This is a genomic window from Amycolatopsis rhabdoformis (assembly GCF_035918295.1).
GTDB classification, from domain to species: domain Bacteria; phylum Actinomycetota; class Actinomycetes; order Mycobacteriales; family Pseudonocardiaceae; genus Amycolatopsis; species Amycolatopsis rhabdoformis.
The window spans coordinates 7,514,987-7,539,925 of the sequence record NZ_CP142149.1 but is presented as its reverse complement, the minus strand read 5'-3'; the positions used below and the strand labels follow the sequence as shown (position 1 = coordinate 7,539,925).

The window sequence follows — 24,939 nt, the reverse complement described above, 5'->3', positions numbered from 1 at the left end:
CGAACTTGTTCAGACCTGGTGATCCCGACGGTAGGAGCCGCCGGTGCCGGCGTCAATGTCGCGCCAGAACTCGCTCAGCTGCTCGCTTGTCGGCGCCGTGGCGGGGCCGTGCCGGGTCACGGACAGCGCGGCGGCGGCGTTGGCGCGGCGGGCGGCGGTCTGGAGGTCCGTGCCGCTCAGGAGCTCGGCGGCCAGGACGCCACAGTGGGTGTCGCCGGCGCCGTTGGTGTCGACCGCGGTCACGGGGAAACCGTCGACTTGGGTGGTCTCGCCGGCATGGTGGAGGGTGCAGCCGGCGGGGCCGTCGCGGACGATCACGGTCTTGGTCTCGGCGAGAGTCTGGAGGTCGAGAGCTTCCGCTTCGCGAGCATTGCAGCTGATGATGTCCACTGTGGACAAAACGGACGCGAGTGCCTGGGGGTCCACTTCGGACACCAACGGACCGGGGTCGAACAGCACCCGCGAACCCGGCAACGTCGGCAGCCACTGGGCCAAGGCGTCGCGGTTGGCGGCGTGCAGAAGGCTGTAGCCGGTCACGTAGACGAGGTCCTCGGGTGTGGCGGAGATGCGCGCGAGCTGATCGGCGCGCAGGCGGCCCTCCGCGCCGGTGCCGGTGGCGAACGTCCGCTCGCCTGAGGGGTCCACCAGCGCCACGACCACGCCGGTGTCGCCGCTGGCCGTCGGCTCGTGGGCCACGGTGATGCCTTCGGCGGCGAGCGCGGCGCGCACGAGGTCACCGAAGCTGCCGGTGCCGTGGGTGCCGGCGTAGACCACGTCGGCGCCGGACCGCGCGGCCGCGGCCATCACGTTGAAACCGCCGCCGGGCAGCAGGTTCGTGGAGGTGGCCAGCACGTCGCCGCCGGCTGTGGGCAGCCGCGGCACCGTGAGCACGAGGTCGACCACGACCTGTCCGGTGTGGATCAAGCGGCTCACGGGATGGTCCGGCGCACGGTCACCAGGCCGTCGACGAGCGGGCCGAGGTCGAGGCCGTTGACCTTCACCACGGTGGCGGCCAGGTCGGGCGGGATCTCTTCGCCGCACGCACCGAGCAGCGCGCCGCAGATCGCCGCCACGGTGTCGGTGTCGCCGCCGAGCGTGGCGGCCGTGGTCAGCGCGTCGGCCGGGTCGAGCACCTCGGCCAGCGCGAACGCGGCGACCACGGACTCCTGCGCGGCCACCGACGTGCCGATCACGTCGGCCACGCAGTCGTCGAGTTCGGAGCGGCGCAGGCCGCGCACCCAGTCCCGGGCCCAGTGCAGGCGGGCGGCGATGGTGCCGCCGGCGTGCCAGTGGCCGCGTTCCGCGCCGAGGGCGGCCGCGCGTTCGGCCAGGTCGAAGGCCGCCATGCGATCGGCGCCGTCAATGCCCGCCGACACGGCCGCGGCGACGGCGGCCGCGGCGGCCAGGCCCAGCGACGTGTTGTGCGTGACGAGCGCGGTCTCGGCCACGGCGTCGACCAGGGTCGAGAGATCGTCGACCGGCGTGGCGATGCCGACCGGGGTCACGCGCATGGCGGCGCCGTTGGTGGTGCCGCCGCGGCCGGTCTCTGCCGGAGCCACGCCGCTTTCCAGCAGGGACAGGGCCTTTTTCGTCGAAGGCCCGAGCAGGTCGGCCGAACCGCGGCGGATCAGGTCGGCTTCCCAGGCCAGCAGCGCGTCGGCGAACACGCGCGGCTCGACGTGGCCACCGCCGGCCACCAGCAGGCGCGCGAGCAACAGGGCCTGCTCGGTGTCGTCGGTGATCGTGCCGGCGGGCAGGCCGGGTGCGATGGGCTGCGTGGCGACGGCGTCGCGGAAGCCGTCGAGTTTTCCGTACGTGGCGCGGATTTCGGCTCGGGACATCGACTGCGTCGGCATGCCGAGCGCGTCGCCCACGGCCAGGCCGGTCAACGCGGCGAGCGCGCGATCGCGGGGGCTCATCGGCTGCCGAAGGTGAGGTGGAAGCTGAAGCGGGCGGGGTCGAGCAGGCTCACCACGTGCTCCACGAGCTGGGCGTCGGCGTCGAGTGAGGTGCGCGTGGCCTTGAGGAACAGCTCGCCGGTGGAGCGGCCGAGCAGCCTGGCGGCCGCGGCGTCGAGCGGCTGGGCGGCGATCCACTGCTCGCCGCCCACCGGGTGCAGGCCGGCTTCGTGCTGGGTGGCGGTGATCGAGTCGTCGACCAGACGCAGCTCGGCGAACGGTCCGACGGCCGGCAGCGTGGCCTCTTCGAGCGAGATGCCGCGGCCCGTTTCGTCGCGTCGGAGCCGCTTCACCCGCACGAGCTTCGGCGCGCTGAAGCGGCGGCTGAGCTCGGCGTCCTCGACCTCGGTGAGGCCGAGCAGCTCGGTGGTCACGGGCGCGCCGCAATCTTCGAACGCGCGAGCCCAGCCGACCCGTTGGTCGAGCGGCACCCCGTCGAACGTCACGAACGACCCGACGCCGGCGTGCGTGGAAATGAGCGCCTGATGTTGCAATTCCACCAGCGCGCTGCGCACCGTCCCGCGGCTGACGTGGTACTTCTCTGCCAATTGGTGTTCACCGGGCAACTGGTCGCCGTGGGCGAGCCGGCCCGAGCGGATGAGCTCGGCGAGGTCACCCACCAGCTGGTGTTTCTTTCCGCCCACGGACATGTCCATACCTGTACACCCGGCGACGTCGGCCTGGCAACTCGCGAGCGAGCGGCCAGGCCGATCGGTGCGGGTCAGCCGCAGTGGGTGAACGCGGGTGCGTCGTACTTCGCGGTGCCGACCGCGCCGCCCCACTTCACGCACTTGCCCGCGGCGGCGGCCGTGACCGGGCCGGCGTAGTAGGAGAACGAACCGGAGTCGGTCTTGCGCGCGGCGCCCTGCACCTCGAGGTAGGCCGAGGTCGCCGAAGCCGTGCCCGCCCCGGTGGACTTCATGGTGCTCACGCAGTTCTGACCGTTGGCCGCGTTGTAGGACAGGTAGGTGGTGCCGACCGTGCCGAGCGCGTGCGACTCGATCACGCCGTAACCCGTGCCGCACGCGGGCGCGCCGAGCTGCGTCTCGCTCACGGTGGACCAGCGGATGGTCTCGGTGGCGTTCATCGCCGGACCGGCCTCGAACAGGATGCCGACGGTGGTGGAGCTGAGCGGGATCATGTCGGAGTAGGCCGCGTCGTCGCCCCACACGAGCAGGCTGTTGTCGTTGCTCGTCCAGGTGCCGCCCTCGTCGAACGACGAGCGCACGCGCAGGTCCATCCGCCGGTCACAACCCGACGGGCCGGTGTAGAGCAGGCGGTTGTACTTGCCGCCGTCGGTCACCGAGGACATCTCCAGCACCGAACCCTGCACGCGCGGCGAGGTGATGCCGGGGATCACGGCGAACTTCTTGCTGAACGTGGCGCCGCCGTCGGAGCTGATGGCGTACGCGCGGTTGTCGGTGTCGCACTGCGGGGTGCTGTTGGTGTTGTGGCCGCGCGCGGCCACGTAGAGGCGGCCGTCGGAGAGCTCGGTGACGTTGACCTCCTGCGGGTTCAGCGCTGCGGTGTCGGCGCTGGGGTCGTCGGCGCCGCGGTGCCAGGTCACGCCGCGGTCGTCGCTGTACATCAGCGCACCGGCGCCCGGCGACGTCGGCGTGAGCTGGTAGCTGAAGCCCGCCACGATCCGGCCGGCGTGTGCGCCGTGTTCGAGCACGATGGCGCGGGCCGGGCCGGTGGCCAGCCAGGTCGGCGCGGTGGTGAAGCCGAGCTGCGTGGTGAGTTCCTTCGGCGCGAGCCAGGTGTTGCCGTTGTCCGTGCTGGTGGAGATGCGGGGGATGCGGCCGCAGCTCGGGTGCGGGCTCACGCACTGCATGGTCGTGAGCAGCACGATCTTGCCGTTGGGCTCGGCCGCGGTCGGCGGGAGGACGACGGGGGTCGGGTTGCCCTTCGTGTCGCCGCGGCCCTCGACCACCACCTTCAGCGCGCCCCACGTCTTGCCGCCGTCGGTGGAGCGCTTCATCACGAGGTCGATGTCGCCGGCGTCGGCGCAGAAGGCGGCGCCGCCGTTGCGGCCTTCGGCGAAGGCGAGCAGGTCGCCGTTGTCGGCCTTCACGACGGCGGGGATGCGGAAGCAGTCGTGGCCTTCGGTGTTCTGCTTGAAGATCACGGTGCTGGGCACGTCGGCGCTCGCGGTGCCGACCGCGGCGGGAAGCCCGCCCAGCGCGGCGGCGGCGACCAGGGTGGCCAGCAGGCCTTGGGCGAAGCGTCTGTACTTCACGGGTTCGCTCCTGTTCGGGGTTCGGGAGGCGCTCAGGCTCGCCGCTGGCCGTACACAGCGCGTACATGGACGAACCGGACGCGCTTGTATGTGATCTGCGTCTATCGGGAACAACTAAGTTGAGTGAGTCGTTGTCAACTTCGTAAGGTCCGGTCAGCCGCTCAGGAGCTGATCGAGGCCACCTGAAGGAGGAACGCAGATGTTGATCCGGACCGACCCGTTCGCCCAGTTCGACCGCCTGACCCAGCAGTTCTTCGCCGGCCAGCCCACCAGTTCGCCGCGCAAGATGCCGATGGACGCCTACCGCAGCGGTGACGAGTACGTCGTGCAGTTCGACCTGCCGGGTGTCGCCCGCGAGTCGATCGACGTGAGCGTGGAGCGCAACGTGCTGACCGTGAAGGCCGAGCGCGCCGCCGCTTTCGGTGAGGACGCCCGCGTGCAGGTCTCCGAGCGTTCGCGCGGCCAGGTTTCGCGCCGCCTCGTGCTCGGTGACGCCCTCGACACCGACCGCGTCGCCGCGGAGTACGTCGACGGCGTGCTGACCCTGCGCATCCCGGTCGCCGAGAAGGCCCAGCCGCGCAAGATCACCGTGGGTGGCGAGCCGCAGCAGCTCGAGAACTGACGGATTTCTCGGCCCCGCCATTCCCTTGTGGGGTGGCGGGGCTTTCTTATGTCCACAGTGGATCTCATGAGGTCCACAAGGGAATCTTCTGCGGTGGGGCAAGTTGGTTGCCCTGAAACACCTTCCTGGGCTGGTGTGGCCGCCGTCACATCAAGATCGTGAACCGTTCACGGGATCACGTCCGTGTCTGCGGGTGTCCGGCACCGAGGTGCGGAGCCGGGAAACCCGACAGGTTCTGGAGAATCCCATGCTGCGCAAGACCGTTCTCTCCCTCGCTGCTTTCGGTGCCGTCGCCGGCGCGGTGCTCGGCGGTGCCGGCATCGCTTCCGCGGCCACCGACCCGGGTGCCAGCGGCATCCTCGACTCGGGCATCAACTTCTCGGAGCCGCAGGGCTCCCAGGGCATCAACGGCGACGCCGGTCAGTGCATCACGGTCAACATCCCGGCCACGGGCTCGCTGCAGAGCTTCGGTGGCACCATGACCCTCTGGACCGGCGCGGACTGCAAGACCGGTGACGCCGCCGTGCTCACCGACAGCGTCGCGAACTTCCCGGCCACCTTCGGCGCCGCGTTCGGCCACGTGCAGTCGATCTTCATCGGTGACAACGCTCCGGCCAAGCCGCCCGTCGCCGGCGCGAGCGCGATCATCGACTCCGGCAAGAACTTCTCCGAGCCCCAGGGCTCGCAGGGCCTCGGCGGCAACGTCGGGGACAAGGTCAACATCACCATCCCGGCGACCGGTTCGATCCAGTTCGTGTCCGGCACGCTCACGCTCTACACCGGCCCGAACCTCACCGGCAAGTCGCTCGTCGTCACCCACGACGTCGCGGACCTGGCCGCCCTCGGCTTCGGCCAGGTGCAGTCGGTGCTGATCGGCGCGGCCGCCTGATCGGTTTCCACCTGTTCGTTGTCCACCACGACGAAGGCCGCCCCGGGTGTTCGGGGCGGCCTTCGCTGTCGTTTTATCCACAACCGCCTGTGGACAACCTGGGGATGCCTTGTGGGCAACCCGCGAAACCGCAGGTCAGAGCTTGCGGCCGATTCCGCCGGCGATGATCCGGTGCGCGACCGTGATCGGCTTGAGCTGCGGGCCGTCCGGCCACCAGTGCACGAGCTCGGTGATCCCCGGCTCGATCATCTCGAGGCCGTCGAACAGTTCCTGGATCTCCGCGCGCGTGCGCCAGGTCGCGCCGCCGAGCGAGCCGCGTGCCACGGCCTCTTCGAGTTCGCGCATCACCGCGGTGTCCTCGGACTCCGGGTCGAGCAGGTGGGAAATGATCACGTACGAACCCCGCGGCAGCGCGTCGATGTACTGGCGCATCACCTCGGCCGGCGCGCTGCGCTCACCCTTGTGGTGGTGCAGGGTCGCGACCTGGGACAACGCGATCGGCTGCGTCCAGTCGAGGTGCGTGCGCACCACCTCGTTGTCCAGGATCGACCGCGGGTCGAAGATGTCGCCCTCGACGTAGCGCGTGAGCTCGTTCTCCTCGAGCAGTGCGCGGCCGTGCGCGGTGATCACCGGGTCGTTGTCCACGTACACGACCTTGGATTCCGGGTTCACGCGCTGCGCCACCTGGTGCACGTTCTCGGCGGTCGGCAGGCCGGAACCGCAGTCGAGGAACTGCGTCACGTCCGTCTGCTTCGCGATGAACCGCATGGCACGAATGAGAAAAGCCCGGTTTTCTTTGGCGACCTCGACCACGTCGGGCATCGCGGCGGCCATCTGCTCACCGGTTGTGCGGTCGATTTCGTAGTTGTCGCTGCCGCCCAGCAGGTAGTCGTACACGCGGGCCACGGAAGCCCGGTTCGGGTCGACCCCCACGGGAGCGTTCACATCGGCACCAGCGGCGTTCGGCGACATCGCGCTCGTCCTCCCGGGTTTGTGTCGTTGGTCGCACCGAGGGTAGTCGTCAGGGCAATTCCCGGGACGCCGGGCGGGTCGCGTTCAGTCCGGCGAGCACGATTCCCAGCGCGTAGCGGAAGTCGTCGGCCGGCGTCGAGCCGCGGCGGTCCCGAAGTCCTTGCGACATCAGGGGAAACGGGATCTCGGCGGTTTCGTCGGGCCGCGTCTGGTCTTCCACGGCCCGGCCCAGCACGAAGTGCACGAACACCCCGGCGGCCCGGGTCGCGTCGGCGAGGGGGAAGCCCGCCTGGTGGAGGACGTCCACGGTGCGCTCGGCGAACTCGCCGAGCGAGCGAGCCACCCGCAGGTCCGCGCCGAGCGCGATGCGCGGTCCGTCGCGGTGGTCGAGCAGTGCGGTGTGCAGCGCGGAGCCCGCGGTTTCCAGCCACTGCAGCCACGGCGTGTCCCGTGGGGGCAGTCCTTTGACCACGGGCTTGACGATGGCGTCGGCCAGGTGGTCGAGCAGCGCGCGTTTGCTGCTGAAGTGCCAGTACAGGGCGGGTGCCTTGACTCCGAGCTCGGTGGCCAGCCGCCGGACGGTGAGCTTGTCGAGCCCGTCGGCTTCCAGCAGGGCCAGCGCGGACCGCACCGCGTCGGGCACGTCGATCGGCATCTCCTTGACTCCTTAACTAGTTAAAGGCACAGTAGCACTTAACAAGTTAAGGAGAAACTCATGGATGCGGATGTGATCGTGGTCGGGGCCGGGCCTGTCGGGCTGCTCCTCGCGGCCGAGGTGCGGCTCGGCGGTGGCCGGGCCGTGGTGCTGGAGCGGTTGGCCGAGCCGGCGCCGGAACGGAAGGCGCGCGGGATCGGCGCGCTGGCCACCGAAGCCCTGTGGCGCCGTGGGCTCGGCCCGCAGCTCGAAGCGGCCGATCCCGAGGGCGCGCGCGACTTCGCTCGTGACCACGGCACGGAGCTCGGGCACTTCGCCGACATCCACAAACTCGTCCCGGACCCGCTTCGGCGCGGCACCAAGATCTGGCAGCCGGATCTGGAGCGCCTGCTCACGGCCCACGCCGAGGCGCTGGGGGTGCGGATCCTGCGTGGTCACGAAGTCGTCGCGGTGGAGGCGGACGCGGATCAGGTCACGGTCGTCGCGAAGACGTTCGAAGGCGAACAGCGGCTGTGCGCGGATTACCTCGTGGGGTGTGACGGCGGCCGCAGCACTGTTCGAAAACTCGCGGGGTTTGGTTTTCCCGGAACACCGGCGTTGCTGCGGACGATCGCGGGGGAGGTCCGGTTCGGGGGTGCCGTGCCCGAGTCCGGCCGGTACGCGGGCGGCACGTTCCAGCGCGGTGGCAGCCTCGCCGGAGTCACCGAGCCCGCGCGCGAAGACGTGCCGGTGACCGCAGCCGGGCTGGCCACCGCGATCCGGCGCGTGACCGGCACCGACGTGGTCGTCGAGGACCTGCGTGAGCCGCGGGACTTCACCGACCAGGCGCGGCAGGCCGACACCTACCGCCGCGGCCGCGTGCTGCTCGCGGGCGACGCCGCCCACGTGCACTCGCCCAGCGGCGGACAGGGTCTGAACCTGGGGCTGGTGGACGCGATGAACCTGGGGTGGAAGCTCGCGGCCGTGCTCCGGGGCGCGGCGCCGGCGTTGCTCGACACGTACACCCGCGAACGCCACCCGGCGGCGGAGGCGGTGCTGCGCAACACCCGTGCGCAGTCGGCGCTGCTGGCCCCGGGCCCGCACGTCGACGCGCTGCGTGACATCGTCGGGGAACTCATGGACATCCCCGCGGTGAACCGGTATTTCGGCGAGCTGCTGTCCGGTGTGGACCAGCGGTACGAGCTGCCCTACCCCACGACCGGCCCGGTCGGCCGGCACTCACCCGACGTCGAGCTCGTCGACGAACACGGCGTGCGGACCCGGCTGCACGAACACCTGCGCACCGGGCGCGGGCTGCTGGTGGTCACGCCCGAGCAGCGCGTGAACTATGCGACAGACCGCGTTCGAATTCTCACGGCGACCAACACCGGTCCGTGGCTCGTACGGCCCGACGGCGTGGTCGCGTGGGCCGAAGGCGATCGGCAGTCGCTCGAGGTCGCGCTGGACACCTGGTTCCCGGCGGGGTGAGGGCCCGGGTCAGCCGCCCGAGTGCATGTCCTCGGCTTCGGGCACGCAGTCGTCGTCCGGGTCGTTGAGCCAGCCGTGCGGCAGCGTGACCTTGCCAGGCGAGCCCTGACGGCCGCGGGGGCCGTCGGCGTTGTCGGGGAACGGCGCGTCGTGGTCGAGCCGGCCGATGAGGTCGTCGAGCTCGGTCAGGCTGGACACCATGGCGAACCCGCGGCGCAGCTCGGAGCCCACCGGGAAGTTCATGAAGTACCAGGCCATGTGCTTGCGCAGGTCACGCAGGGCCTTGGTGGCGCCGTCGTGCGCGATCAGCAGCTCGGCGTGCCGGCGCAGCACCTTCGACACCTCGCCGAGGTTCGGCGGCGTCGGCAGCTCACGCCCGGCGAACGCGGCCTCGAGCTCGCCGAACAGCCACGGCCGCCCGAGGCAGCCGCGCCCGACGACCACGCCGTCGCACCCGGTCTCGTCGACCATGCGCAGCGCGTCGGCCGCGGAGAAGATGTCGCCGTTGCCCAGCACCGGAATGCTGGTCACGGCCTGCTTGAGCTCGGCGATCTTCGACCAGTCCGCCTGGCCCGAGTAGCGCTGCGCGGCGGTGCGCGCGTGCAGGCTCACCGCGGCGGCGCCCTCGGCCTCCGCGATGCGCCCGGCGTCGAGGAACGTGCGGTGCTCGTCGTCGATGCCCACGCGGAACTTCACGGTGAACGGCACCCCGGCCTCGGCCGCCGCCTTCGCCGACTCACGCACGATGTCCGCGAACAGCTTTCGCTTGAACGGCAGCGCCGCCCCGCCGCCCTTGCGCGTCACCTTCGCCACGGGACACCCGAAGTTCGAGTCGATGTGGTCCGCGAGCCCCTCGCCGGTGATGATCTTCACGGCCTCGCGCATCGTCTTCGGGTCCACCCCGTAGAGCTGCATCGACCTGGGCTTCTCGTGCTCGCCGAAGGTCATCATGTGCATGGTCCCGGGGTGCCGCTCGACCACGGCCCGCGCGGTGATCATCTCGCACACGTAGATGCCCGCCCCGTACTCCGCGCACAACTGCCGGAACGCGACGTTCGTGATCCCCGCCATCGGCGCGAGCACCACCGGCGGATCGACCTGGTAGGGGCCGATCTGCAGGGCGGGCTTGCTCAAGGTGGCGGTCACGTCCTCCATTGTCGCTTGTGGTGTCGATCACGTCGAGGAGGGGCTCACTGAGGCTGCACCACGTTGTACACAGCGCGCGCGATCGTCTTCACCCGGCTTTCGCAGGACTGGGCGTCGTCCGTGGGCGCGGTCCAGTTGTCCAGGCCCACTTTGAAGGTCGCGTTGCTGTCCAGGACGATCAATTCGCACATCTGCCCGGTGGGGGCGAAGCCCCAGGCCGCCTTTTCGCCGAGCCGCACGTCCGGATCCAGCACGTAGCCACCCGACGACGTGACGGTGTCGAAGCCGGCGTGCTCGGCCGCCACCGTGCTCACCGCCAGGTCGAGATGCACCGACGACGAACTCGCCGAGTCCGCGAACGTACACAACCAGCCCTGGCTCCCCTCGAGCTTCTTGTCGGACACCTTCGGCGGCAGCCCCGCCACCCGGCGCCCGACTTGGTCGCACGTCGGCAGCGGCGCGGCCCCGTACTTCCCGTCGGCCTCACCGCCGCTGCGGTTCAGCACCACGAACGCCCCCACCGCTGCGCCGGCCACCACCACACCGACCACGACGATCGCGACGATCCACCCGGCACTTCGTCCGCGTCTCGACGGGCCGGACGGGCCGCCGTAGTAAGGCGCGGCTCCTGGCGGGACCTGTGGGTTCACGACCACGCCTCCGACGTCACAGGTTGACCGCCTGCGGCCACAGGCCGCCGGGCAGCCGAGGGTCGTTCATCAGCCCTTTCGCGTCTCGGATGCTGCCGACGGACTCCATCAGCTGGTTCGCGATGGTGCCCAGGCCGTTGATTCCGTCGGTGACGAGGCCGCCGATCGCTCCGGCCAGGTCTTTGACCGTGAACGGGAGCTCGACGACCGTCGCTGCTTCCAGGGCCGCCTCCACCAGCTTTCCGACGAAGTTGGCGACCATGCCGAGCAGGCTGGTCATGAACTTGACGTTGAGCTTCGCGATGGTGATCAGCCAAGCGCTGATGGCGTCGGCCTTCCCGCCCTGGCCACCGATGGCCTCCACTGCTTCCCGTTGGGCCTGCGCTCGGTTGCGGTACTCCGTCGCGCCTCCACCCTCCCAGTACGCCAGGTTGTCGACGATCTCTTTGACCTTGTCCTCGACTTTGCGGAACAGGTCGTCGAGAAGTCCGGTGAACTCTTCGGGGCCGGACGGACCGAACGGGTCAGGCGGGGTGTACATCTGCTACCTCGGCACCGTTCCGTAGATTTGCTTGAGGTCGATTTCGGTGATCGCCTCGGCCTGGTCGTATATCTGCGCGGTCTTCTGCAGTGCCTCGTCGATCTGGTCGAACTCGACGGCGGCCCCGGCGAGTGCCGTTTCGACGTAGGAGCGAAGAGCTTCATAGGTATCGCTCAACATCTTGCCGTTGAAGTCGCCGAGAGCGAGGGTGACGGGATCACCCATGAAGAAGGCGGTCTCGCCCAGTGTCGCGTTCTGGACGACGGGGTTGACTCTTGTCACCGTGTCGGCGAACCCGCGCCATTTCGTGCCCTCGGCGCGCACGGCCGAGGTGATCACTTTGTACCCGACCACCGTGCTCTCCTCGCTAAACGTCGAACCGGAATTCGAACGAGTCTTCGTCGTCTTCGTGGTGTGCGCGCGGACCGGCAGGGCGCGCCGGCCGGACGGTGGAACTGTTCGGTGCGGCCAGTCCGGCCGCCGTGAACATCTCGCAGAAGTCCTGTCGCAGCCGGTCGACGCCGGATCCGACTTTCGCCAGGAGATCGGCCGAGCCCGTCATCCCTGCCGGGCCGCCGTTGCGCAGATGCAGTGTGAAATAGCCCAATGGGCTCCGAAGAACCGAGTTCTGCGGAGCTGCCTGGATCGCTTCTGCGCGCCGGATGTCGTCCAGTTGTGTGTCGATGGCGCTGATCCTGGCCCGGATGCCGGCGAGCCACTCGTGGTACGGCTTCCTGTCGATGTCGTCGGCCATCCCGTCGATCGCGTCGTGCCGCCTTGGCGCATCGCCGGAGTTGGCGAGCTCAACGACCATCGCGCGCTGGATCGCCTTGACATAGGTGTCGAACAATCCGTCGGCGAGCCCTTCGGGTGGGATCCGGGACGACCAGTCGTGTCGGATGTCGACCCCGGACAGCCGACGTTGCGCGTCCACCGTGATCCGGACGCTGCCAGTCGCATCGCGCGCTTCGTACTCGGCGGACGGCTCGACTCGTTCGCCGTCCGGCCGCAGAAGGTCGTCCAGTTGTTCATTCGCCGCGGCTGTGCTCGGCATGTCGAGCTCCGCGAGCACGACGTCATCGCGATCGAACCCCAACGGTCCTCCCTGGCCACATACGGTCGTGATGATGTTACAGGCAGTTCGACAGCGAGGTCGGCATTTCCGACGAAAACCACCACTTCCGGCACCGCCGGATCAGGGCGACACCACCACCTTGATCGACGCCGCCGTATCCCGCTGCGCCTCGAACGCCGCGGTGATCTCGGCCAGCGTGAACCGGTGTGAAATCAGCGGCCGCACATCCACCCGGCGGGACACCAGCAGATCGAACGCCTCCTGACAATCACCCGGGGCGTACGCGAAGCTCCCCAGCAACCGGAGTTCCTTCTGCACCAGATCGTCAACGGGCACACTCAACGGTTTCGCCGCCAGCGCGATGGCTGCGATCGGCGCGGCGGCGCGGGCCAGCTCGAACGCCAACGGCAGCACCGGCGCAGCACCGGAACACTCGAACACGGCCCCGATCGCGCCCGAACGCGGTTGGTACGGCGACGAAGTGATGCCCCGCGAGGCGAACAGCGACGCCCGCACGTCGTCCGTTGCCGGGTTCAACGCTTCGTGCGCGCCCGCGGAAACAGCCGCCGCGAGCCGGCGAGGTGAAGTATCCACCACGATCACATCACGGGCGCCGGCCGCGAGAAGGACTTGCACCACGCATTGTCCGATTGTTCCCAGGCCGAACACCACGATCGGCTCGGCCAACGGTGGCGCCGCGTGGTGCACCGCCCGCACGGCCACCGACAGCGGTTCGAGGAAGGCCGCCTCCTCCAAGGGAAACTCCGGCGGCAACACGAACAGGTGGCGGCCCACCACGGCGTTGCGCACCAGCACCTGGTCGCCGAACCCGCCGGAATGGCCGGACCCGCTGGAACACAGGTTCTGCCGCCCCTCACTGCACCGAGCACAAGCACCACACGGGGCCGCCGGGTTCACTGCGACCCGATCGCCGACGCGCACGCCCGTGACCGAAGAACCGACCTCGGTCACCGTCCCCGCGTACTCGTGCCCCAACGGCACGCCTGGTGCGATCCACACACCTTCTGTGTAGGAATGCACATCCGAACCACAGATCCCGCACGCCCCCACGGACAAGACCACATCGGACGATCCGCACACCGGTGCGGCCACCTCGTCAAGGGAGAGGGTTTCGATCGCCTGCCACGTGACCACTCGCACAACAGCCTCCTAAGTGGATATTCCTCGCAGGAACATGTCCCAGAACTGGTACGCGATCTGCCGCGGCTCGAGGGAGCCGCCGATGCGGTACCACTGATAAGCCCAGTTGCACATGCCGAACACCGCCAGCGCGCCGATTCTCGGGTCCACGGCGCGAAAAGTGCCCGCCGACGTGCCCTGCTCGATCAGCGCCGCCACCTGCGCCTCGTACGCGTCGCGCTTGTCGCGGATGCTGTCGCGCTCCGCGGCCGGCAGCTCGCGGTGGTGCTCGAAGAACACGCGGACGTGGCCGCGGTGGCTCTCCATCAGCTCGAGCACGTCGGTCATCACCTCCAGCAGCTGCTGCGCCGGCGGCAGACCGGCCTGCCGCCGTCGCTGGTGCTTGCCCAGCAGCAGGTCGATGAACTCCTCGTGGATCGAGGCGAGAATCTCCTCCTTGCTCCCGAAGTAGTGGTACAGCGTGGGTTTCGCGATCCCGACGGCGTGCGCAAGGTCGTCCATCGTCGCGTTGTTGTAGCCGTGGCGATCGAAGAGCTCGGCCGCGGTCGTCACGATCTCCTGGCGGCGTTCCGAAAGCGTGCGCCGGCGTCGAGCCGAGTCCTTTGTGGGCACGGAAAAAACGGTAGCAGTACAAGAGACCCAGAAAACCGGCCAACCGGGAGCCCGCGTTGCGCCGCACGGGTGAATCCCGAAAGATCAAGAATCTCCTTGCGGCAAAAGGGCTTTGTCCTGAATCGAGAAGCTCCGAAGTGGCGCTTGACACACTGTGGACCCGAGCGCAAGCTGTCTCGAACCGACTAGTCGGTCGGGAGCACTTCGGCTGAGGCACCTGTTTCGCCTCCCTGTCCACCACCTGCATCCGCACCCCTGTGTCCGGAGGGTCTGTCATGTCGTTCCCCGCACCGGTAACCCGACCCAAGCTCTTCATGGGCAAACGCGGGCTGATGCTCGCGAGCATCCTGATCGTCAACTTCGTGGTCTGGCTCGACAGCGCGAAGTTCAGCCTGCTCAACCCGTTCTGGTCCACTGACCTGCACCTTTCGCCGAGCCAGATCTCCAGCGTCACGGCGAGCTACCTGCTGGGGTACTTCCCCCTGCTGCTGCTCGCCGGCATCCTCGCCGACCGCATCGGCGCCAAGCAGATGCTCATCATCTGCATCTCCGGCGTCACGGTGCTCTCGGCGACGATGGCGTTCGTCCACACCTACAACGAGATGTGGTGGCGGAACCTGATCTTCGGCGTCTTCTTCGGCTTCTCCTGGGCACCGTCACAACGGCTCCTTTCCGTGTGGTTCCCGGGCGCGCTCGGCGCCAGGGCGACGTCCACGTGGATGAGTTCCACGCTGATCGCCGGTGTGCTCGCGCCGGCGATCGCGCTGCCGCTGGCGAACCACCTGTCCTGGCGGGACGCGTTCATCGTCGTGGCCGCGCTGGGCGTACCGGCGCTGGTGATGCTGGTTCTGTTCACCGCCAACAAACCCGAGAAGCTGCGGGGGATCACGCCGGCGGAGATCGCGAGCATCCACGCCGAACACCGCGGGGTCGAGGTCCGGGAGAAGCTGAGCTTCCGCGAACTGCTGCGGGCACTGAAGAACCGCAGCATCCTCACGATGATCATCGCGACCGCACTGGCGACGACCCCGACGTGGCTCTCGGGTCCGTGGCTGCCCTACGGTCTCATCACGCTCGACAAGGTCAACCCCGACACCGTCGCCTGGGTCAGCCCGCTCATCGCGCTCGTGCCGGTCGGTTTCGGACTCATCAACGGCACGCTGGTGTCGCGGTTCTTCGGCGGGCGCACCCGGCCGTGGCTGATCCTCGGGCCGGCGTGCGGTGCCGTCGGGTTCCTGATGGGCGTGCTGCTCCACGATTCGACGTGGGTCCTGTGGGGCTTCTTCATCGGGGCCTTCGCCTTCCTCTGCGATCCGATGTTCTGGGGCACGGTCAACAGCTACTGGGCCGGCATCGCGCGACCGGAGGTCACCGGCACGCTCAACGGCGCGTCGGCGGCCATGCAGGTCGCCGTCGGCTGGGTGATCACCGACCAGAGCGGGAAGTGGATCGACACGTCGGTGTCGGGCCGAGGACAGCTCGACACGATCTGGATCGTCGGGGCGATCCTGTTCGCCGTGGCCATCATTCCCGTCTTCCTGTCCAAAGAGGTCCGAGTGCACCAGGCCCCGGCCGGCGAGCTCGAACCGACGCTGCCGGCCCGGACCTGAGGTATCCGAGCTGACGAAGGGGCTTCCCCGCACTGCGCGGGGAAGCCCCTTCTGGTGTTCAGCCCGCCTTGACGGCCGAGGGGAAGCGCTCCGCTACCCGCTGCTGGCTGACCTTCGGTGTCCAGCGGTCCTCGTGGTCGGCCCAGATGTCGCGCAGCTTGGGGATCACCTGCGTGCCGAAGAGGCGGTTGTTCATCGCCGCGACCTCTTCGGGCAGGTTGCCCACGTGCATGCACGTGATGAGCTGGCCGATCCGCAGGTCCGTCACCAGGTCGCGCACGCGCTGTTCCACGCGCTCGGGCGTGCCGGCGATGATGTAGCCGAGCTGGTCGTACTCCCAGAAGGACAGCTCGCCGTTCTGGGCTTTCATCCGTTCCTCATTGGACATCGTGCGCGCCCGCGTGAGGTTGGCCTTGATCGAGGGCAGTGAGTTGTACCCCGGCGGCGTCGCGAACTCCAGGGCGGTGGGGTTCTGGCGGTAGAAGTACTTCACGGCGTCGCCGTAGAGCCGTTCGGCCTCGGCGTCGCTGTCGGCGCAGCAGATGATCTGCGTGAACGCCATGCGGTTCGGGTTCGTGTCGGCGCCCTGCTGCTCGGTGTAGTCCCAGAAGCCCTTCACGATCGGCTCGGCACTCTGCTTGCCGCTGAAGGAAAGGTAGCCGTAGCAGTAGTTGAACGCGTTCACCACGTCCCACGTCTCCACGCTGCCGCTGCCCGGGATCCACACAGGAATCTCGTCCTGCACCGGCCGCGGCCACGTGTTCACGTACCGCAGCTTCGTGTACTTCCCGTTGAAGGCGAACGGTTCCTCGGCGTGCCACGCGCGCGTGATGAGGTCGCGGGCCTCGTGGAACCGTTCGCGCAGCTCGATCGGCGGTACTCCGTAGGAGAAGGCGGTGTCCATCGGCGTGCCGAACACCATGCCGGCGATGATGCGGCCCCCGGAGAGCGTGTCGAGCATCGCGATCTCCTCCGCGACCCGCACCGGCGGGTTGTACAGCGCGAGGGAGTTTCCGCACAACGCGATGGCGGCGTTCTCCGTGGTCCCGGCCAGGATGGCGGCGATCAGGTTGGGCGACGGGGTCATCGCGAGTGATGTTTGGTGGTGTTCGTTCAACAACAGGGAGTCCCAGCCGAGGCCGTCGGCTTGCTGCATCAGGCGCAGGTAGGTGTGGTAGTCCTCGTGCACCTGCAACGGGTCGGCCACCGAAGCCGGCGGCGTGACCCACGAGCTGTGCACGGTGCTGCCGTAGTCGTCGGGGAGCTTGGTGTAGTACTGCTGTGCGAACCAGTGGAACTTCACGTGTGTACCTGCCTTTCGAGGAAGTAGGGGTTCAGCCCGCGGTCATGGAGCCGCCGTCGACGCGGTAGGTCTCGCCGTTGACGAAAGCCGACTCGTCGGAAGCCAGGTACAGCACCATGTTCGCGATGTCCGACGGCAGCCCGGCGCGCGGCGACGCGGTGCCGGCCAGCGACTTCTCCGGCAGGTCGGGCACGGCGTCGAGCAGCTGCTGGGTCTGGATCACCCCGGGGGCGATGGCGTTGCAGCGGATGCCCTGCCGGCCGTGCTGCGCGGCGATGTAGCGCGTCAGGCCCACGACCGCGGCCTTGGTGGTGCCGTACGCCGTGAGCCCGCTGCTGCCGCGCAGGCCGCCGATCGACGCCATGTTCACGATGGATCCGCCCCGGCCGGCCTCGACCATGTGCGGCAAGGCGTACTTGCACGTCAGGAAGATGCTGCGGACGTTGGTGGCGAACGCGCGGTCCCACAGCGCGATGTCGGTGTCGATCACCGTGGTGTCGGTGAACCACGCGTCCGGGCCCACCAGTGCGGCGTTGTTGTGGATCACGTCCACGCGGCCGTGGCGTTCGATCACGGCGGCCACCATGTCCTGAATGGACTGCTGATCGGTGGCGTCGAACCGCACGGCGCTCGCCGCGTCGCCGATGTTCTCGGCCACCAGCTTGGCGCCGTCCTCGTTGATGTCCGCGATCACCACGGTCGCGCCTTCGCGTGCGAGCGTCTGCGCGGTCTCGCGGCCGATGCCGGCCGCACCTCCGGTGACCAGTGCGACCTTGCCCTCTACCCTGCCCATTTCAGTGTCCTTTCAGGAATCGAGGAATGCGGTGACCACGGAGACGAACTCGTTTTCCTGCTCCACCATCGGGTAGTGCCCGGCGTCGTCGATCACGGTGACCTTGGCGTCGGGCACGAGCCGCGCGAACTCCTCGGCGTACGCGGTGGTCACGAGGCCGTCGGACGCGCCGTTGACCACGAGCGTCGGCGCGGAGATCAGGGGGAGCCGGCGGCGCAGGCCGCGGTCGGCGATGGGCCACATGAACTTCGTGGCCGAGCCGAGGTTGCGGGCGGAGAACAGGATCGCCGCGTGGGGGTCTTCGGGGTCGGGCACGAAGTTCGTCGGCTCCTGCTCCGGAGGTCCGGCGTGCCATTTGGCGGCCTTCACCTCGGCGGCGTTGCCGAACGGGTCGAGCGACGGCCGGTCGTCGAGCCAGAGCCCGAACGGGTCCACCAGCACCAGCCGCCGCACGAGGTGGGGCGCGATCACGGCGAGTTCGGCCGCGAACATCCCGCCCAGCGAGTGTCCGATCACGTCCACCTGCTCCAGGCCCCACTCGTTCACGAGTGCGCGGTGGAACAGGGCGACGTCGAGCACGTCGGTGAAGTGCTCGAACCCGGTCGACTTCCCGTACCCGGGCAGCTCGGGCGCGAGCACCCGCCGCGATTCGGCGAGTCGCTTCAGGAAACCGGCGCCGCCAGGGTGGCGCTCGTAGCCGTGCAGATACAGCACGGGCGACCCGGTGCCGTCCTCCCAGAGGTCGACCTCGAACCGCCCGATGCCTGCGATGTCCAGCGTTGTCATGCGGGAACCTCCATTCCTCAGTCGGTGAACTGGCCGCCGGCCGGGTGCAGCATCTGGCCGGTGACGAACGACGATTCGGCGGACGCGAGCCACAGCACCGCGTTCGCCTGCTCTTCCGGGGTGCCGAGGCGGTTCATCGGCGTGATGCTCATGGCCGAGGAGAAGGCCGCCTCGTTGTCTTCGATGCCGGCGATCATCGGCGTGGCCGTGTAGCCGGGGCCCACGGCGTTCACGCGGACGCCGGTGGTGGCGAGCTCGAGGCCGAGGACCTTGGTGAGCATCCAGACGCCGGCTTTCGACGTGCAGTACGGCGCCGCGCCGGCCAGCGGGATCTTCGCCGCGCTCGAGGCGATGTTCACGATCGAACCGCCGTCGCCTTGCGCGAGCATCTGCCGCGCGAGGGCGCGGTCGGTCATCATCACACCCAGCACGTTCACGTCCAGCACCCGCCGGAACGATTCGGTCGCCAGGTTCACCACGTGCGTCGCGTCGCCGTTCTGCGCGCGGGTCTCGACGTTGCTCATCCCCGCCGCGGTCGCGATGCCGGCGGCCGCCACGCCGACGTCGACCCGGCCGAACTCGGCCACCGCCGCGGCGACGAGGGCGTCGCAGTCGGCTTCGCTGGTGGTGTCTGTTCGAATGAACACAGCTTTCTGTCCGGCTTCTTTCACCAGCCGTTCGGTTTCGCTCGCGTCTTGGACGTCGCCGATCACCACGTGTGCGCCCTCGCGCGCGAAGCGCACCGCGGTGGCCCGGCCGATGCCGCTCGCGCCGCCCGTGACGACGGCGATCTTGTTCTCCAGTGCCATGACCATGGGCTCGACTGTGACCTGCGGCACGCGGGTGCGACAACGGAAGTTCGTGCTCGGTGCGGGCTCGCGGCATGTGCGGATTCCCATTGCCGCCGCGACCGGCTCGCGCTGACGATGAGGAGGCCAAGTCAGCACGAGTGACGGGTGGTGGGTCGTGGAACAGGCTGGACAGCTGCACGTCGTGGGTCTCGGGGGCACAGTGCGTCCCGGTTCGTCGAGTGAGCAGGCATTGCGCGTGGCGCTGCGGCACGCGGAGGAGCTGGGCGCGACGACCCACGCGTTCGCCGGCGCTTCGCTGGCCCAGCTGCCGATGTACGCACCGGGCGGCGACGGTGGGCCGGTGGCGCGGGAGCTCGTCGAGCACCTGCGCCGGGCCGACGGAGTGATCATCGCGTCGCCGGGGTACCACGGGTCGATGTCGGGGCTGGTCAAGAACGCGCTGGACTACGTGGAGGACATGCGCGAGGACGCGTTGTCCTACCTGGCCGATCGGGCCGTGGGGCTGGTCGTGGCGGCGCACGGTTGGCAGGCGGGCGTGACCACGCTGGACGCGCTGCGGTCGGTGGTGCACGCGCTGCGTGGCTGGGTCACGCCGTACGGCGCCGTGGTGAACTCGCTGGAGACGCAGTTCGCGGACGGGGCTTGTGACCAGCCGCGGGTGGTGCAGCAGCTGCACCTGGTGGCCGACGAGGTGGTGCGGTTCGGCGGTCTCGTCGCCGGTGCGCGGGTCGCCTGATGGAGCTCTCGTTCGAGCCGCTCACGCCACTGTCCTATCTGGACCGCGCGGCCGCGGCGCACGGGTCGCGGGTGGCGGTGGTCGACGGGGCTTCGCGGTGGACGTACGCGCAGTTGCACGACCGGTGCCGTCGGCTGGCGGGGGCGTTGGCTCCGTTGGCCGGTGGTCGTCCGGTGGCGGTGTTGGCGCCGAACACGCACGTGTTGCTGGAAGCACATTTCGGGGTGCCCTGGGCGGGCGTGCCGCTGGTGGCGGTGAACACACGGCTCTCGGCACGTGAGGTGGCGTTCATTCTCGAACACTCCGAGGCGTCGGTGCTGGTGCACGATCCGGTGTTCGACTCGCTGGTGGACGCGGTGCTGGCGGAAGTGCCCGGAGTGCGGCGGATCCGGACCGGTGCCGAGTACGAGGCGTTGCTCGCGGCCGCTGCACCGTTGGCGTTGACACCGGACGACGAGCGTTCAGTGCTGTCGATCAACTACACGTCCGGCACCACGGGCCGGCCGAAGGGGGTGTTGTACCACCACCGCGGTGCCTACCTGCAGGCGTTGGCGATGGTAGGTCACGTGGGACTGTCACCATCCTCTGTGCATTTGTGGACACTCCCGATGTTCCACTGCAACGGCTGGTGTTTCCCGTGGGCCGTCACGGCGGCCGCGGCCACGCACGTGTGCCTGCCGAAGGTCGAGCCCGCCGAGGTGTGGCGGCTCATCCGCGAGGAGGGCGTGACGCACCTCAACGGCGCACCCACGGTGTTGTCGATGTTGGCTTATGCACAAGAAGCAACACCGGTCTCGCCGACGGTCCGCGTGGCCACCGGCGGCGCCCCACCGTCACCGGCGATCCTGCGCCGCATGGGTGAGCTGGGCTTCGAGGTGACGCACCTCTACGGGCTCACGGAAACGTTCGGCCCGGCGATGATCTGCGACTGGCGGCCGGAGTGGAACGACCTCGACCCGGCCGACCAGGCCCGGCTGAAGGCGCGGCAGGGCGTGGGGAACATGATCGCCTGCGTCGCGCGGGTGATCGGCGCCGACGGTGTCGACGTGCCGGCCGACGGCGTCACGGTGGGGGAGATCGCGTTGCGGGGCAACAACGTGATGCTCGGCTACTTCAAGGACCCGGAAGCCACGCGGGCGGCCGCGCCCGACGGTTGGTTCCGCACCGGTGACCTCGGGGTGCGGCATCCCGACGGTTACGTCGAGCTGCGGGACCGCAGCAAGGACGTGATCATCTCCGGTGGCGAGAACATCGCGTCCGTCGAGGTGGAGCAGGCGATCGCCGACCACCCGGCCGTGCTGGAGGTCGCGGTGGTGGCCGCGCCGCACGCGCACTGGGGCGAGGTGCCGGCGGCGTACGTGACCCTGCACGCGGGCGCGTCGGCCACGGAGGAGGAGATCGTGGCTCACGTGCGGTCGCGGTTGGCGCGGTTCAAGGCGCCGAAGTCGGTGGTGTTCGGTGAGCTGCCGAAGACGTCGACGGGGAAGGTGCAGAAGTTCGTGCTCCGCGACCAGGCGCGGCGGGACTCGGCATGAGCCGGTAGAGCTGCAGGGCGACCTGCAGGTCGAGGGTGTTCTCGGGGTCCCGCCAGGCCGCGTCGCCGAGCACGTGGTCGATGCGGTCGAGGCGCTGGTAGAGCGTGTTCACGTGAATGCCGAGCGCCCGCGCCGCGGCGGGCGGGCTCTGACCGCGGTCGAAGTAGCACTCCACGGTCGCCAACAACGCCGACCGATGCTCGGCGTCGTAGTCGACCAACGGCCCGAGCGCCCGCCGCACCACCCGCCGCAACTGCTCGGGCCCGACGTTGTCGAGCACCACACCGACCACCCCCAGCTCATCCAACCCGGCCCCGCCGCCCGCACGACCGAGGGCGAGGAGGAGCCGATGGCAGCGCTGGGCTTGGCGGTGGATCGCCCGCAGGGCCCGCAGGTCGTGAGCGGGCCCGGCGGCGCCGGCGGTTACTTGGGTTCCGGTGTTCGGGGTTGGGTGTGCGCTTGCGGTCGGGTGCGCGCTGGTGCCGGTGCTGGCGCCGACGGCCAGGTGCGCTCCGGTACCTGTCGTTTCACGCTTGCTGATGCCATCGGCTGCAGTCGAGCGCGCGCCGGCGCCTGCGGGCGGGCGCGTCCCCATGCCTGAGGTCGGGTGCGCGCTGCTGCCGGCGGTCACACGTGTGCCGACGTTCGCGGTCGGGTCCGCGCTGGTCCCAGGCGTTACGTTTGTGCCGACGCTTGGCGTCGGGTGTGCCCCGCTGCGCGCGGTCACGTTTTCGCCGGCGCGTGTGCTCGGCTGTGTGTTCGTGCCTGTGGTTGTTTGCGTGCCGACGTTGGGCATCGGGTCTGTGCTGCCGCGGGGGGTCACGCGTGTGTTGGTGCCCGCGGTCGGCTGTGTGTCGGCGCTTGCGTGCGGGTGCGCGCCGGCGCCTGCGGGCAGGGGTGTGCCAATGCCTGAGGTCGGGTCCGTGCTGCTGTGCGCGGTCACACGTGTGCCGATGTTCGCGGTCGGGTACGCGCGGGTGCCTGTGGTTTCGTTTGCGTTGGCGCTTGGCTTCAGGTGTGTGCCGCTGCGCGCGGTCGCGTCCGTGCGGGGGCTTGCAGTCGGATGCATGCCGCTGCCTGTGGTTACGTGTGTGTCGGCGCTTGTGGTTTGGTGTGCGCTCGTGTCCGCGGGGAGATGCGCGCCGCCGCCCGCGGTCACGCCAGCGGCACCGCTGTCGAGCTCGGCCACAACGGCGCGGGCGATGGCGCCGGCGTCACAACCGGGGAGGATCAGCACGACCTGCCCGTCGACTTCACTCGCAAGGCCCCCGCGTCGACTCGCGGCGCATTCCGCGGCCGCTGTTAGTTCAGGAACATCACCTGACACCACCACGACCACGTGCGGTTCGTTTTCCACCAGAACCGTGAACCTTTTCGCACGCCGGTGGACGGAGTCCCAGTCGGGCTCGCGTTCGCCGAGAAGGTCTTCCACCAGTTCGTGGCGGAGATCTTGTTCGACTGTTGCCGTCTGACGTTCGAGAAGTACCAGCAGCGTGGCGGTCTGCGCCGCGCGTTCGAGCGTGCCGAGTTCGGTTTCGGTCAGTGGCTCGGTCCGGCCGAAGTACAACCGCCCGTGCGTCTCGCCGCCCGCGCGCAGCGGCACGACGATGCCGGTCCGGAACACCGCCTCGACGGGAACCCCGCCGGGTGCGGTCGCGGCGACCCGGTCCGTGGCGGTCTCGAGGGCGACGGTGCCGTCGAGCAACCGCGCCATCGTGTCCGCGACTTCACCGAGGTCGGCGCCCGCCAACGCGAGCGGCATCAGCAACTCGTGCGCCGTGGCGGCCAGCTCGAGCGCATGGCGCTGCGCGGACAACTGTGCGTGGGCCTCGCGCAGCTCCTCGGTGGTGATGCCGACCTGCCCGAACAACCTCGCGTTGTCGATCACCACCGACGCGTGATGCGCGAGCGAGGTCAGCAACGCGATGTCGTGCTGATCGAATATTCGCTCATGCCGATCAGCCGCGAACAACGCCCCGATCACCCGCTGCCCGAGTTTCATCGGCACCCCGGCGATGCTCACCACGCCGTCCTCGCCGACCGCACTCGCCACCTGCGTCTCACGGTGGATGCGCGGGTCGGTGAGGTAATTCGTGGTGGCAAACGGACGCCCCGTCGCGATCACCCGCCCCCCGACTCCCGAGCCCGGCCGCTGACGCACCGACCGGATCGGCGCCGTGACCGTCCCGGACGTCACGCGCATGTAAGCGTCACCCGTGTCGTCGTCAATGAGCGCGATATAGGTCGAATCGGTGGCCAGCAACCTGCGCACCCGATCGACGATCGCGCTCAGCACCTCGTCGACATCCCTCAGCGACGTGAGATCACGCGCGGTTTCGTACAGCGCCTGGGTTTCCCGCTCGCGCTGCGCCCGCCGCGCGAGGATGTCCCGCACCGTCCGGGCGTCCTCGACCGCCCGCACCAGCAACGCCTTCCGCTCGCCCTCCGGCAACGCCCGCACATAACCCTCAACCGCCCCAAACTCCCCGGCCGAGGCTTCCTCAGCCAGCAGGAACGTGAGGTGCGCCAACACCTCGACGGGATTGTCCACCGTGGACAACGTCAACGCCTCGGCCGTCATGACACCACCGGATTCTGTTCGTAGCCGCGCACCCAACCGACACGGTCAAGGCTCCGCGAGACCTTGCGAGCGGGCACCTGCAACCGCAGCGCCTTCGCGCCCGCAGCGAATGGGGGCCTGGTCAACGATTCGCCCACCCGGCCACTCACGGCACCACCCAAGTCTGATCGGCACCGCCCACAACTGCACGACCCGCGCTGCTCCGCACACCCGCGAACTCCCACCGGCGCCGGCAGCGCCGCCGGCGCTTCGGTTGCCACGGCGCCGCTGGAATCCGGCCGAGAACCTGCTGCAGCTTTAGCGCGATCCGCGACGTCAGCGCTCCGGCGCGCTCGCGCCGGTGTCGTTGCCAGCTGTCTGGTGGTCATGGCACGACCGAGATCTGGTCGAGGACCCGCTGCAGCTGCAATGCGATGCGCGACCTCAGCGCTCCCGCGGGCTCGCGCTTGTGTCGGTGGCATTGTCGAACGTCCGGTAGTCGTGGCACCACTGGGATCTGGTCGAGGACTCGCCGCAGCTGTAACGCGATGCGCAACGTCAGCGTTCCCGGGGGTTGGCGCCGGTGGTGTTGTCAGATGTCTGGTGTTCATGGCACGACCGGGATCTGGTCGAGAACCTGCAGCGGCTTCAGTGCGATGCGTGACGTCAGTGCTCTCGTGGGCTCGCGGCGGTGCCGGTGGTGTTGTCAGTTGTTTGGTGGTCATGGCACCACTGGAATCTGGTCGAGGACTCGCCGCAGCTGCAACGCGATGCGTGACGTCAGCGCTCTCGTGGGCTCGCGGCGGTGCCGGTGGTG

24 protein-coding genes and 1 pseudogene are annotated in these 24,939 nt (G+C 69.2%); 6 read left to right on the top strand and 19 right to left on the bottom strand.

The features are described 5' to 3' along the window. Positions 1-9: 9 nt before the first annotated feature. The 4 genes from VSH64_RS34795 to VSH64_RS34780 all read right to left on the bottom strand — a co-directional run bounded on the left by VSH64_RS34795 (position 10) and on the right by VSH64_RS34780 (position 4,197). On the bottom strand, positions 10-933 hold the full coding sequence (locus VSH64_RS34795) for a PfkB family carbohydrate kinase (RefSeq protein WP_326566988.1): 924 nt from the start codon (positions 931-933) through the stop codon (positions 10-12). After that, complete coding sequence (locus tag VSH64_RS34790) at positions 930-1,919, bottom strand: ADP-ribosylglycohydrolase family protein (protein ID WP_326566987.1); 990 nt, start codon at positions 1,917-1,919, stop codon at positions 930-932. The genes VSH64_RS34795 and VSH64_RS34790 overlap by 4 nt, the downstream gene beginning before the upstream one ends. Beyond that, positions 1,916-2,608: a GntR family transcriptional regulator gene (locus VSH64_RS34785; protein WP_326566986.1), complete on the bottom strand. Its 693-nt coding sequence runs from the start codon at positions 2,606-2,608 to the stop codon at positions 1,916-1,918. Before VSH64_RS34785 ends, VSH64_RS34790 begins: the two co-directional genes overlap by 4 nt. A gap of 71 nt (positions 2,609-2,679) precedes the next feature. Continuing rightward, positions 2,680-4,197 (bottom strand): sialidase family protein, encoded by a 1,518-nt coding sequence (locus VSH64_RS34780; protein ID WP_326566985.1) that lies wholly within the window; start codon positions 4,195-4,197, stop codon positions 2,680-2,682. Positions 4,198-4,396: 199 nt separating this feature from the next. On the opposite strand from VSH64_RS34780, the gene VSH64_RS34775 reads away from it, so the two are divergent. Both VSH64_RS34775 and VSH64_RS34770 read left to right on the top strand, forming a co-directional pair. Continuing rightward, complete coding sequence (locus tag VSH64_RS34775) at positions 4,397-4,819, top strand: Hsp20/alpha crystallin family protein (RefSeq protein ID WP_326566984.1); 423 nt, start codon at positions 4,397-4,399, stop codon at positions 4,817-4,819. Between the two features lie 247 nt (positions 4,820-5,066). Then, positions 5,067-5,708: a hypothetical protein gene (locus VSH64_RS34770; RefSeq protein WP_326566983.1), complete on the top strand. Its 642-nt coding sequence runs from the start codon at positions 5,067-5,069 to the stop codon at positions 5,706-5,708. 135 nt (positions 5,709-5,843) lie between these two features. Here the strand turns inward: VSH64_RS34770 and VSH64_RS34765 are convergent, their stop codons facing one another. Together VSH64_RS34765 and VSH64_RS34760 are read right to left on the bottom strand one after the other, a co-directional pair. Continuing rightward, a complete protein-coding gene (locus VSH64_RS34765; protein WP_326838103.1) occupies positions 5,844-6,641 on the bottom strand; it encodes an SAM-dependent methyltransferase in 798 nt (265 codons plus the stop codon). A gap of 88 nt (positions 6,642-6,729) precedes the next feature. Next, the gene (locus VSH64_RS34760) at positions 6,730-7,335 is read right to left on the bottom strand and encodes a TetR/AcrR family transcriptional regulator C-terminal domain-containing protein (protein ID WP_326566982.1); all 606 of its coding nucleotides are present in this window, start codon (positions 7,333-7,335) and stop codon (positions 6,730-6,732) included. Positions 7,336-7,395: 60 nt separating this feature from the next. Here VSH64_RS34760 and VSH64_RS34755 point away from each other — a divergent pair, with 60 nt between their 5' ends. Beyond that, positions 7,396-8,802, top strand: coding sequence for an FAD-dependent monooxygenase (locus tag VSH64_RS34755; RefSeq protein ID WP_326566981.1), 1,407 nt, complete (start codon positions 7,396-7,398; stop codon positions 8,800-8,802). Positions 8,803-8,811: 9 nt separating this feature from the next. On the opposite strand, the gene dusB is transcribed toward VSH64_RS34755, so the two are convergent. From dusB to VSH64_RS34720, 8 genes and pseudogenes are all read right to left on the bottom strand, one after another. Beyond that, positions 8,812-9,957 (bottom strand): tRNA dihydrouridine synthase DusB, encoded by a 1,146-nt coding sequence (dusB, locus tag VSH64_RS34750; protein WP_326566980.1) that lies wholly within the window; start codon positions 9,955-9,957, stop codon positions 8,812-8,814. A gap of 35 nt (positions 9,958-9,992) precedes the next feature. Next, positions 9,993-10,598 carry a hypothetical protein gene (locus VSH64_RS34745; protein WP_326566979.1) on the bottom strand — a complete coding sequence of 202 codons (606 nt, stop codon included), beginning with the start codon at positions 10,596-10,598 and terminating at the stop codon, positions 9,993-9,995. A gap of 16 nt (positions 10,599-10,614) precedes the next feature. Continuing rightward, entirely contained in the window at positions 10,615-11,139 is a 525-nt protein-coding gene (locus VSH64_RS34740) for a hypothetical protein (protein ID WP_326566978.1), read from the bottom strand. Positions 11,140-11,142: 3 nt separating this feature from the next. Then, complete coding sequence (locus VSH64_RS34735; protein ID WP_326566977.1) at positions 11,143-11,493, bottom strand: hypothetical protein; 351 nt, start codon at positions 11,491-11,493, stop codon at positions 11,143-11,145. 13 nt (positions 11,494-11,506) lie between these two features. Beyond that, complete coding sequence (locus VSH64_RS34730; RefSeq protein ID WP_326566976.1) at positions 11,507-12,235, bottom strand: hypothetical protein; 729 nt, start codon at positions 12,233-12,235, stop codon at positions 11,507-11,509. A 99-nt stretch (positions 12,236-12,334) separates the two neighbouring features. Beyond that, the gene (locus tag VSH64_RS34725) at positions 12,335-12,901 is read right to left on the bottom strand and encodes a zinc-binding dehydrogenase (RefSeq protein ID WP_326566975.1); all 567 of its coding nucleotides are present in this window, start codon (positions 12,899-12,901) and stop codon (positions 12,335-12,337) included. A gap of 123 nt (positions 12,902-13,024) precedes the next feature. Then, positions 13,025-13,297: pseudogene (locus VSH64_RS48575) on the bottom strand (alcohol dehydrogenase catalytic domain-containing protein); the annotation flags it as partial. Between the two features lie 87 nt (positions 13,298-13,384). Beyond that, positions 13,385-13,987 carry a TetR/AcrR family transcriptional regulator gene (locus VSH64_RS34720; RefSeq protein WP_326566974.1) on the bottom strand — a complete coding sequence of 201 codons (603 nt, stop codon included), beginning with the start codon at positions 13,985-13,987 and terminating at the stop codon, positions 13,385-13,387. A 275-nt stretch (positions 13,988-14,262) separates the two neighbouring features. Between VSH64_RS34720 and VSH64_RS34715 the strand changes: the two genes are divergently transcribed. After that, on the top strand, positions 14,263-15,597 hold the full coding sequence (locus tag VSH64_RS34715; protein ID WP_326566973.1) for an MFS transporter: 1,335 nt from the start codon (positions 14,263-14,265) through the stop codon (positions 15,595-15,597). A 58-nt stretch (positions 15,598-15,655) separates the two neighbouring features. Here the strand turns inward: VSH64_RS34715 and VSH64_RS34710 are convergent, their stop codons facing one another. The 4 genes from VSH64_RS34710 to VSH64_RS34695 are packed head-to-tail and all read right to left on the bottom strand — an operon-like array spanning position 15,656 to position 19,294. Beyond that, on the bottom strand, positions 15,656-16,900 hold the full coding sequence (locus VSH64_RS34710) for an LLM class flavin-dependent oxidoreductase (RefSeq protein ID WP_326566972.1): 1,245 nt from the start codon (positions 16,898-16,900) through the stop codon (positions 15,656-15,658). A 31-nt stretch (positions 16,901-16,931) separates the two neighbouring features. Continuing rightward, positions 16,932-17,693 carry an SDR family NAD(P)-dependent oxidoreductase gene (locus VSH64_RS34705; protein WP_326566971.1) on the bottom strand — a complete coding sequence of 254 codons (762 nt, stop codon included), beginning with the start codon at positions 17,691-17,693 and terminating at the stop codon, positions 16,932-16,934. 12 nt (positions 17,694-17,705) lie between these two features. Then, positions 17,706-18,479, bottom strand: a complete 774-nt coding sequence (locus VSH64_RS34700) for an alpha/beta fold hydrolase (RefSeq protein WP_326566970.1) — start codon at positions 18,477-18,479, stop codon at positions 17,706-17,708. Positions 18,480-18,496: 17 nt separating this feature from the next. After that, on the bottom strand, positions 18,497-19,294 hold the full coding sequence (locus VSH64_RS34695; RefSeq protein WP_326566969.1) for an SDR family NAD(P)-dependent oxidoreductase: 798 nt from the start codon (positions 19,292-19,294) through the stop codon (positions 18,497-18,499). 151 nt (positions 19,295-19,445) lie between these two features. Between VSH64_RS34695 and VSH64_RS34690 the strand changes: the two genes are divergently transcribed. Further along, positions 19,446-20,027 (top strand): NADPH-dependent FMN reductase, encoded by a 582-nt coding sequence (locus VSH64_RS34690; protein ID WP_326566968.1) that lies wholly within the window; start codon positions 19,446-19,448, stop codon positions 20,025-20,027. Continuing rightward, positions 20,027-21,562, top strand: a complete 1,536-nt coding sequence (locus VSH64_RS34685; protein ID WP_326566967.1) for an AMP-binding protein — start codon at positions 20,027-20,029, stop codon at positions 21,560-21,562. Before VSH64_RS34690 ends, VSH64_RS34685 begins: the two co-directional genes overlap by 1 nt. Here VSH64_RS34685 and VSH64_RS34680 read toward each other — a convergent pair. Then, complete coding sequence (locus tag VSH64_RS34680; RefSeq protein ID WP_326566966.1) at positions 21,459-24,143, bottom strand: GAF domain-containing protein; 2,685 nt, start codon at positions 24,141-24,143, stop codon at positions 21,459-21,461. The two genes, VSH64_RS34685 and VSH64_RS34680, sit on opposite strands and share 104 nt — an antisense overlap. Between the last annotated feature and the right edge of the window lie 796 nt (positions 24,144-24,939).

What these genes read in the sequence shown, in the direction of transcription:
- VSH64_RS34705 (WP_326566971.1), bottom strand. Translation starts at nt 17,693, where the DNA reads ATGGGCAGGGTAGAGGGCAAGGTCGCACTGGTCACCGGAGGTGCGGCC.
- VSH64_RS34770 (WP_326566983.1), top strand. Translation starts at nt 5,067, where the DNA reads ATGCTGCGCAAGACCGTTCTCTCCCTCGCTGCTTTCGGTGCCGTCGCC.
- VSH64_RS34715 (WP_326566973.1), top strand. Translation starts at nt 14,263, where the DNA reads ATGTCGTTCCCCGCACCGGTAACCCGACCCAAGCTCTTCATGGGCAAA.
- VSH64_RS34785 (WP_326566986.1), bottom strand. Translation starts at nt 2,608, where the DNA reads ATGTCCGTGGGCGGAAAGAAACACCAGCTGGTGGGTGACCTCGCCGAG.
- VSH64_RS34760 (WP_326566982.1), bottom strand. Translation starts at nt 7,335, where the DNA reads ATGCCGATCGACGTGCCCGACGCGGTGCGGTCCGCGCTGGCCCTGCTG.
- VSH64_RS34695 (WP_326566969.1), bottom strand. Translation starts at nt 19,294, where the DNA reads ATGGTCATGGCACTGGAGAACAAGATCGCCGTCGTCACGGGCGGCGCG.
- VSH64_RS34680 (WP_326566966.1), bottom strand. Translation starts at nt 24,143, where the DNA reads ATGACGGCCGAGGCGTTGACGTTGTCCACGGTGGACAATCCCGTCGAG.
- VSH64_RS34755 (WP_326566981.1), top strand. Translation starts at nt 7,396, where the DNA reads ATGGATGCGGATGTGATCGTGGTCGGGGCCGGGCCTGTCGGGCTGCTC.
- VSH64_RS34685 (WP_326566967.1), top strand. Translation starts at nt 20,027, where the DNA reads ATGGAGCTCTCGTTCGAGCCGCTCACGCCACTGTCCTATCTGGACCGC.
- VSH64_RS34700 (WP_326566970.1), bottom strand. Translation starts at nt 18,479, where the DNA reads ATGACAACGCTGGACATCGCAGGCATCGGGCGGTTCGAGGTCGACCTC.
- VSH64_RS34790 (WP_326566987.1), bottom strand. Translation starts at nt 1,919, where the DNA reads ATGAGCCCCCGCGATCGCGCGCTCGCCGCGTTGACCGGCCTGGCCGTG.
- VSH64_RS34775 (WP_326566984.1), top strand. Translation starts at nt 4,397, where the DNA reads ATGTTGATCCGGACCGACCCGTTCGCCCAGTTCGACCGCCTGACCCAG.
- VSH64_RS34740 (WP_326566978.1), bottom strand. Translation starts at nt 11,139, where the DNA reads ATGTACACCCCGCCTGACCCGTTCGGTCCGTCCGGCCCCGAAGAGTTC.
- dusB (WP_326566980.1), bottom strand. Translation starts at nt 9,957, where the DNA reads ATGGAGGACGTGACCGCCACCTTGAGCAAGCCCGCCCTGCAGATCGGC.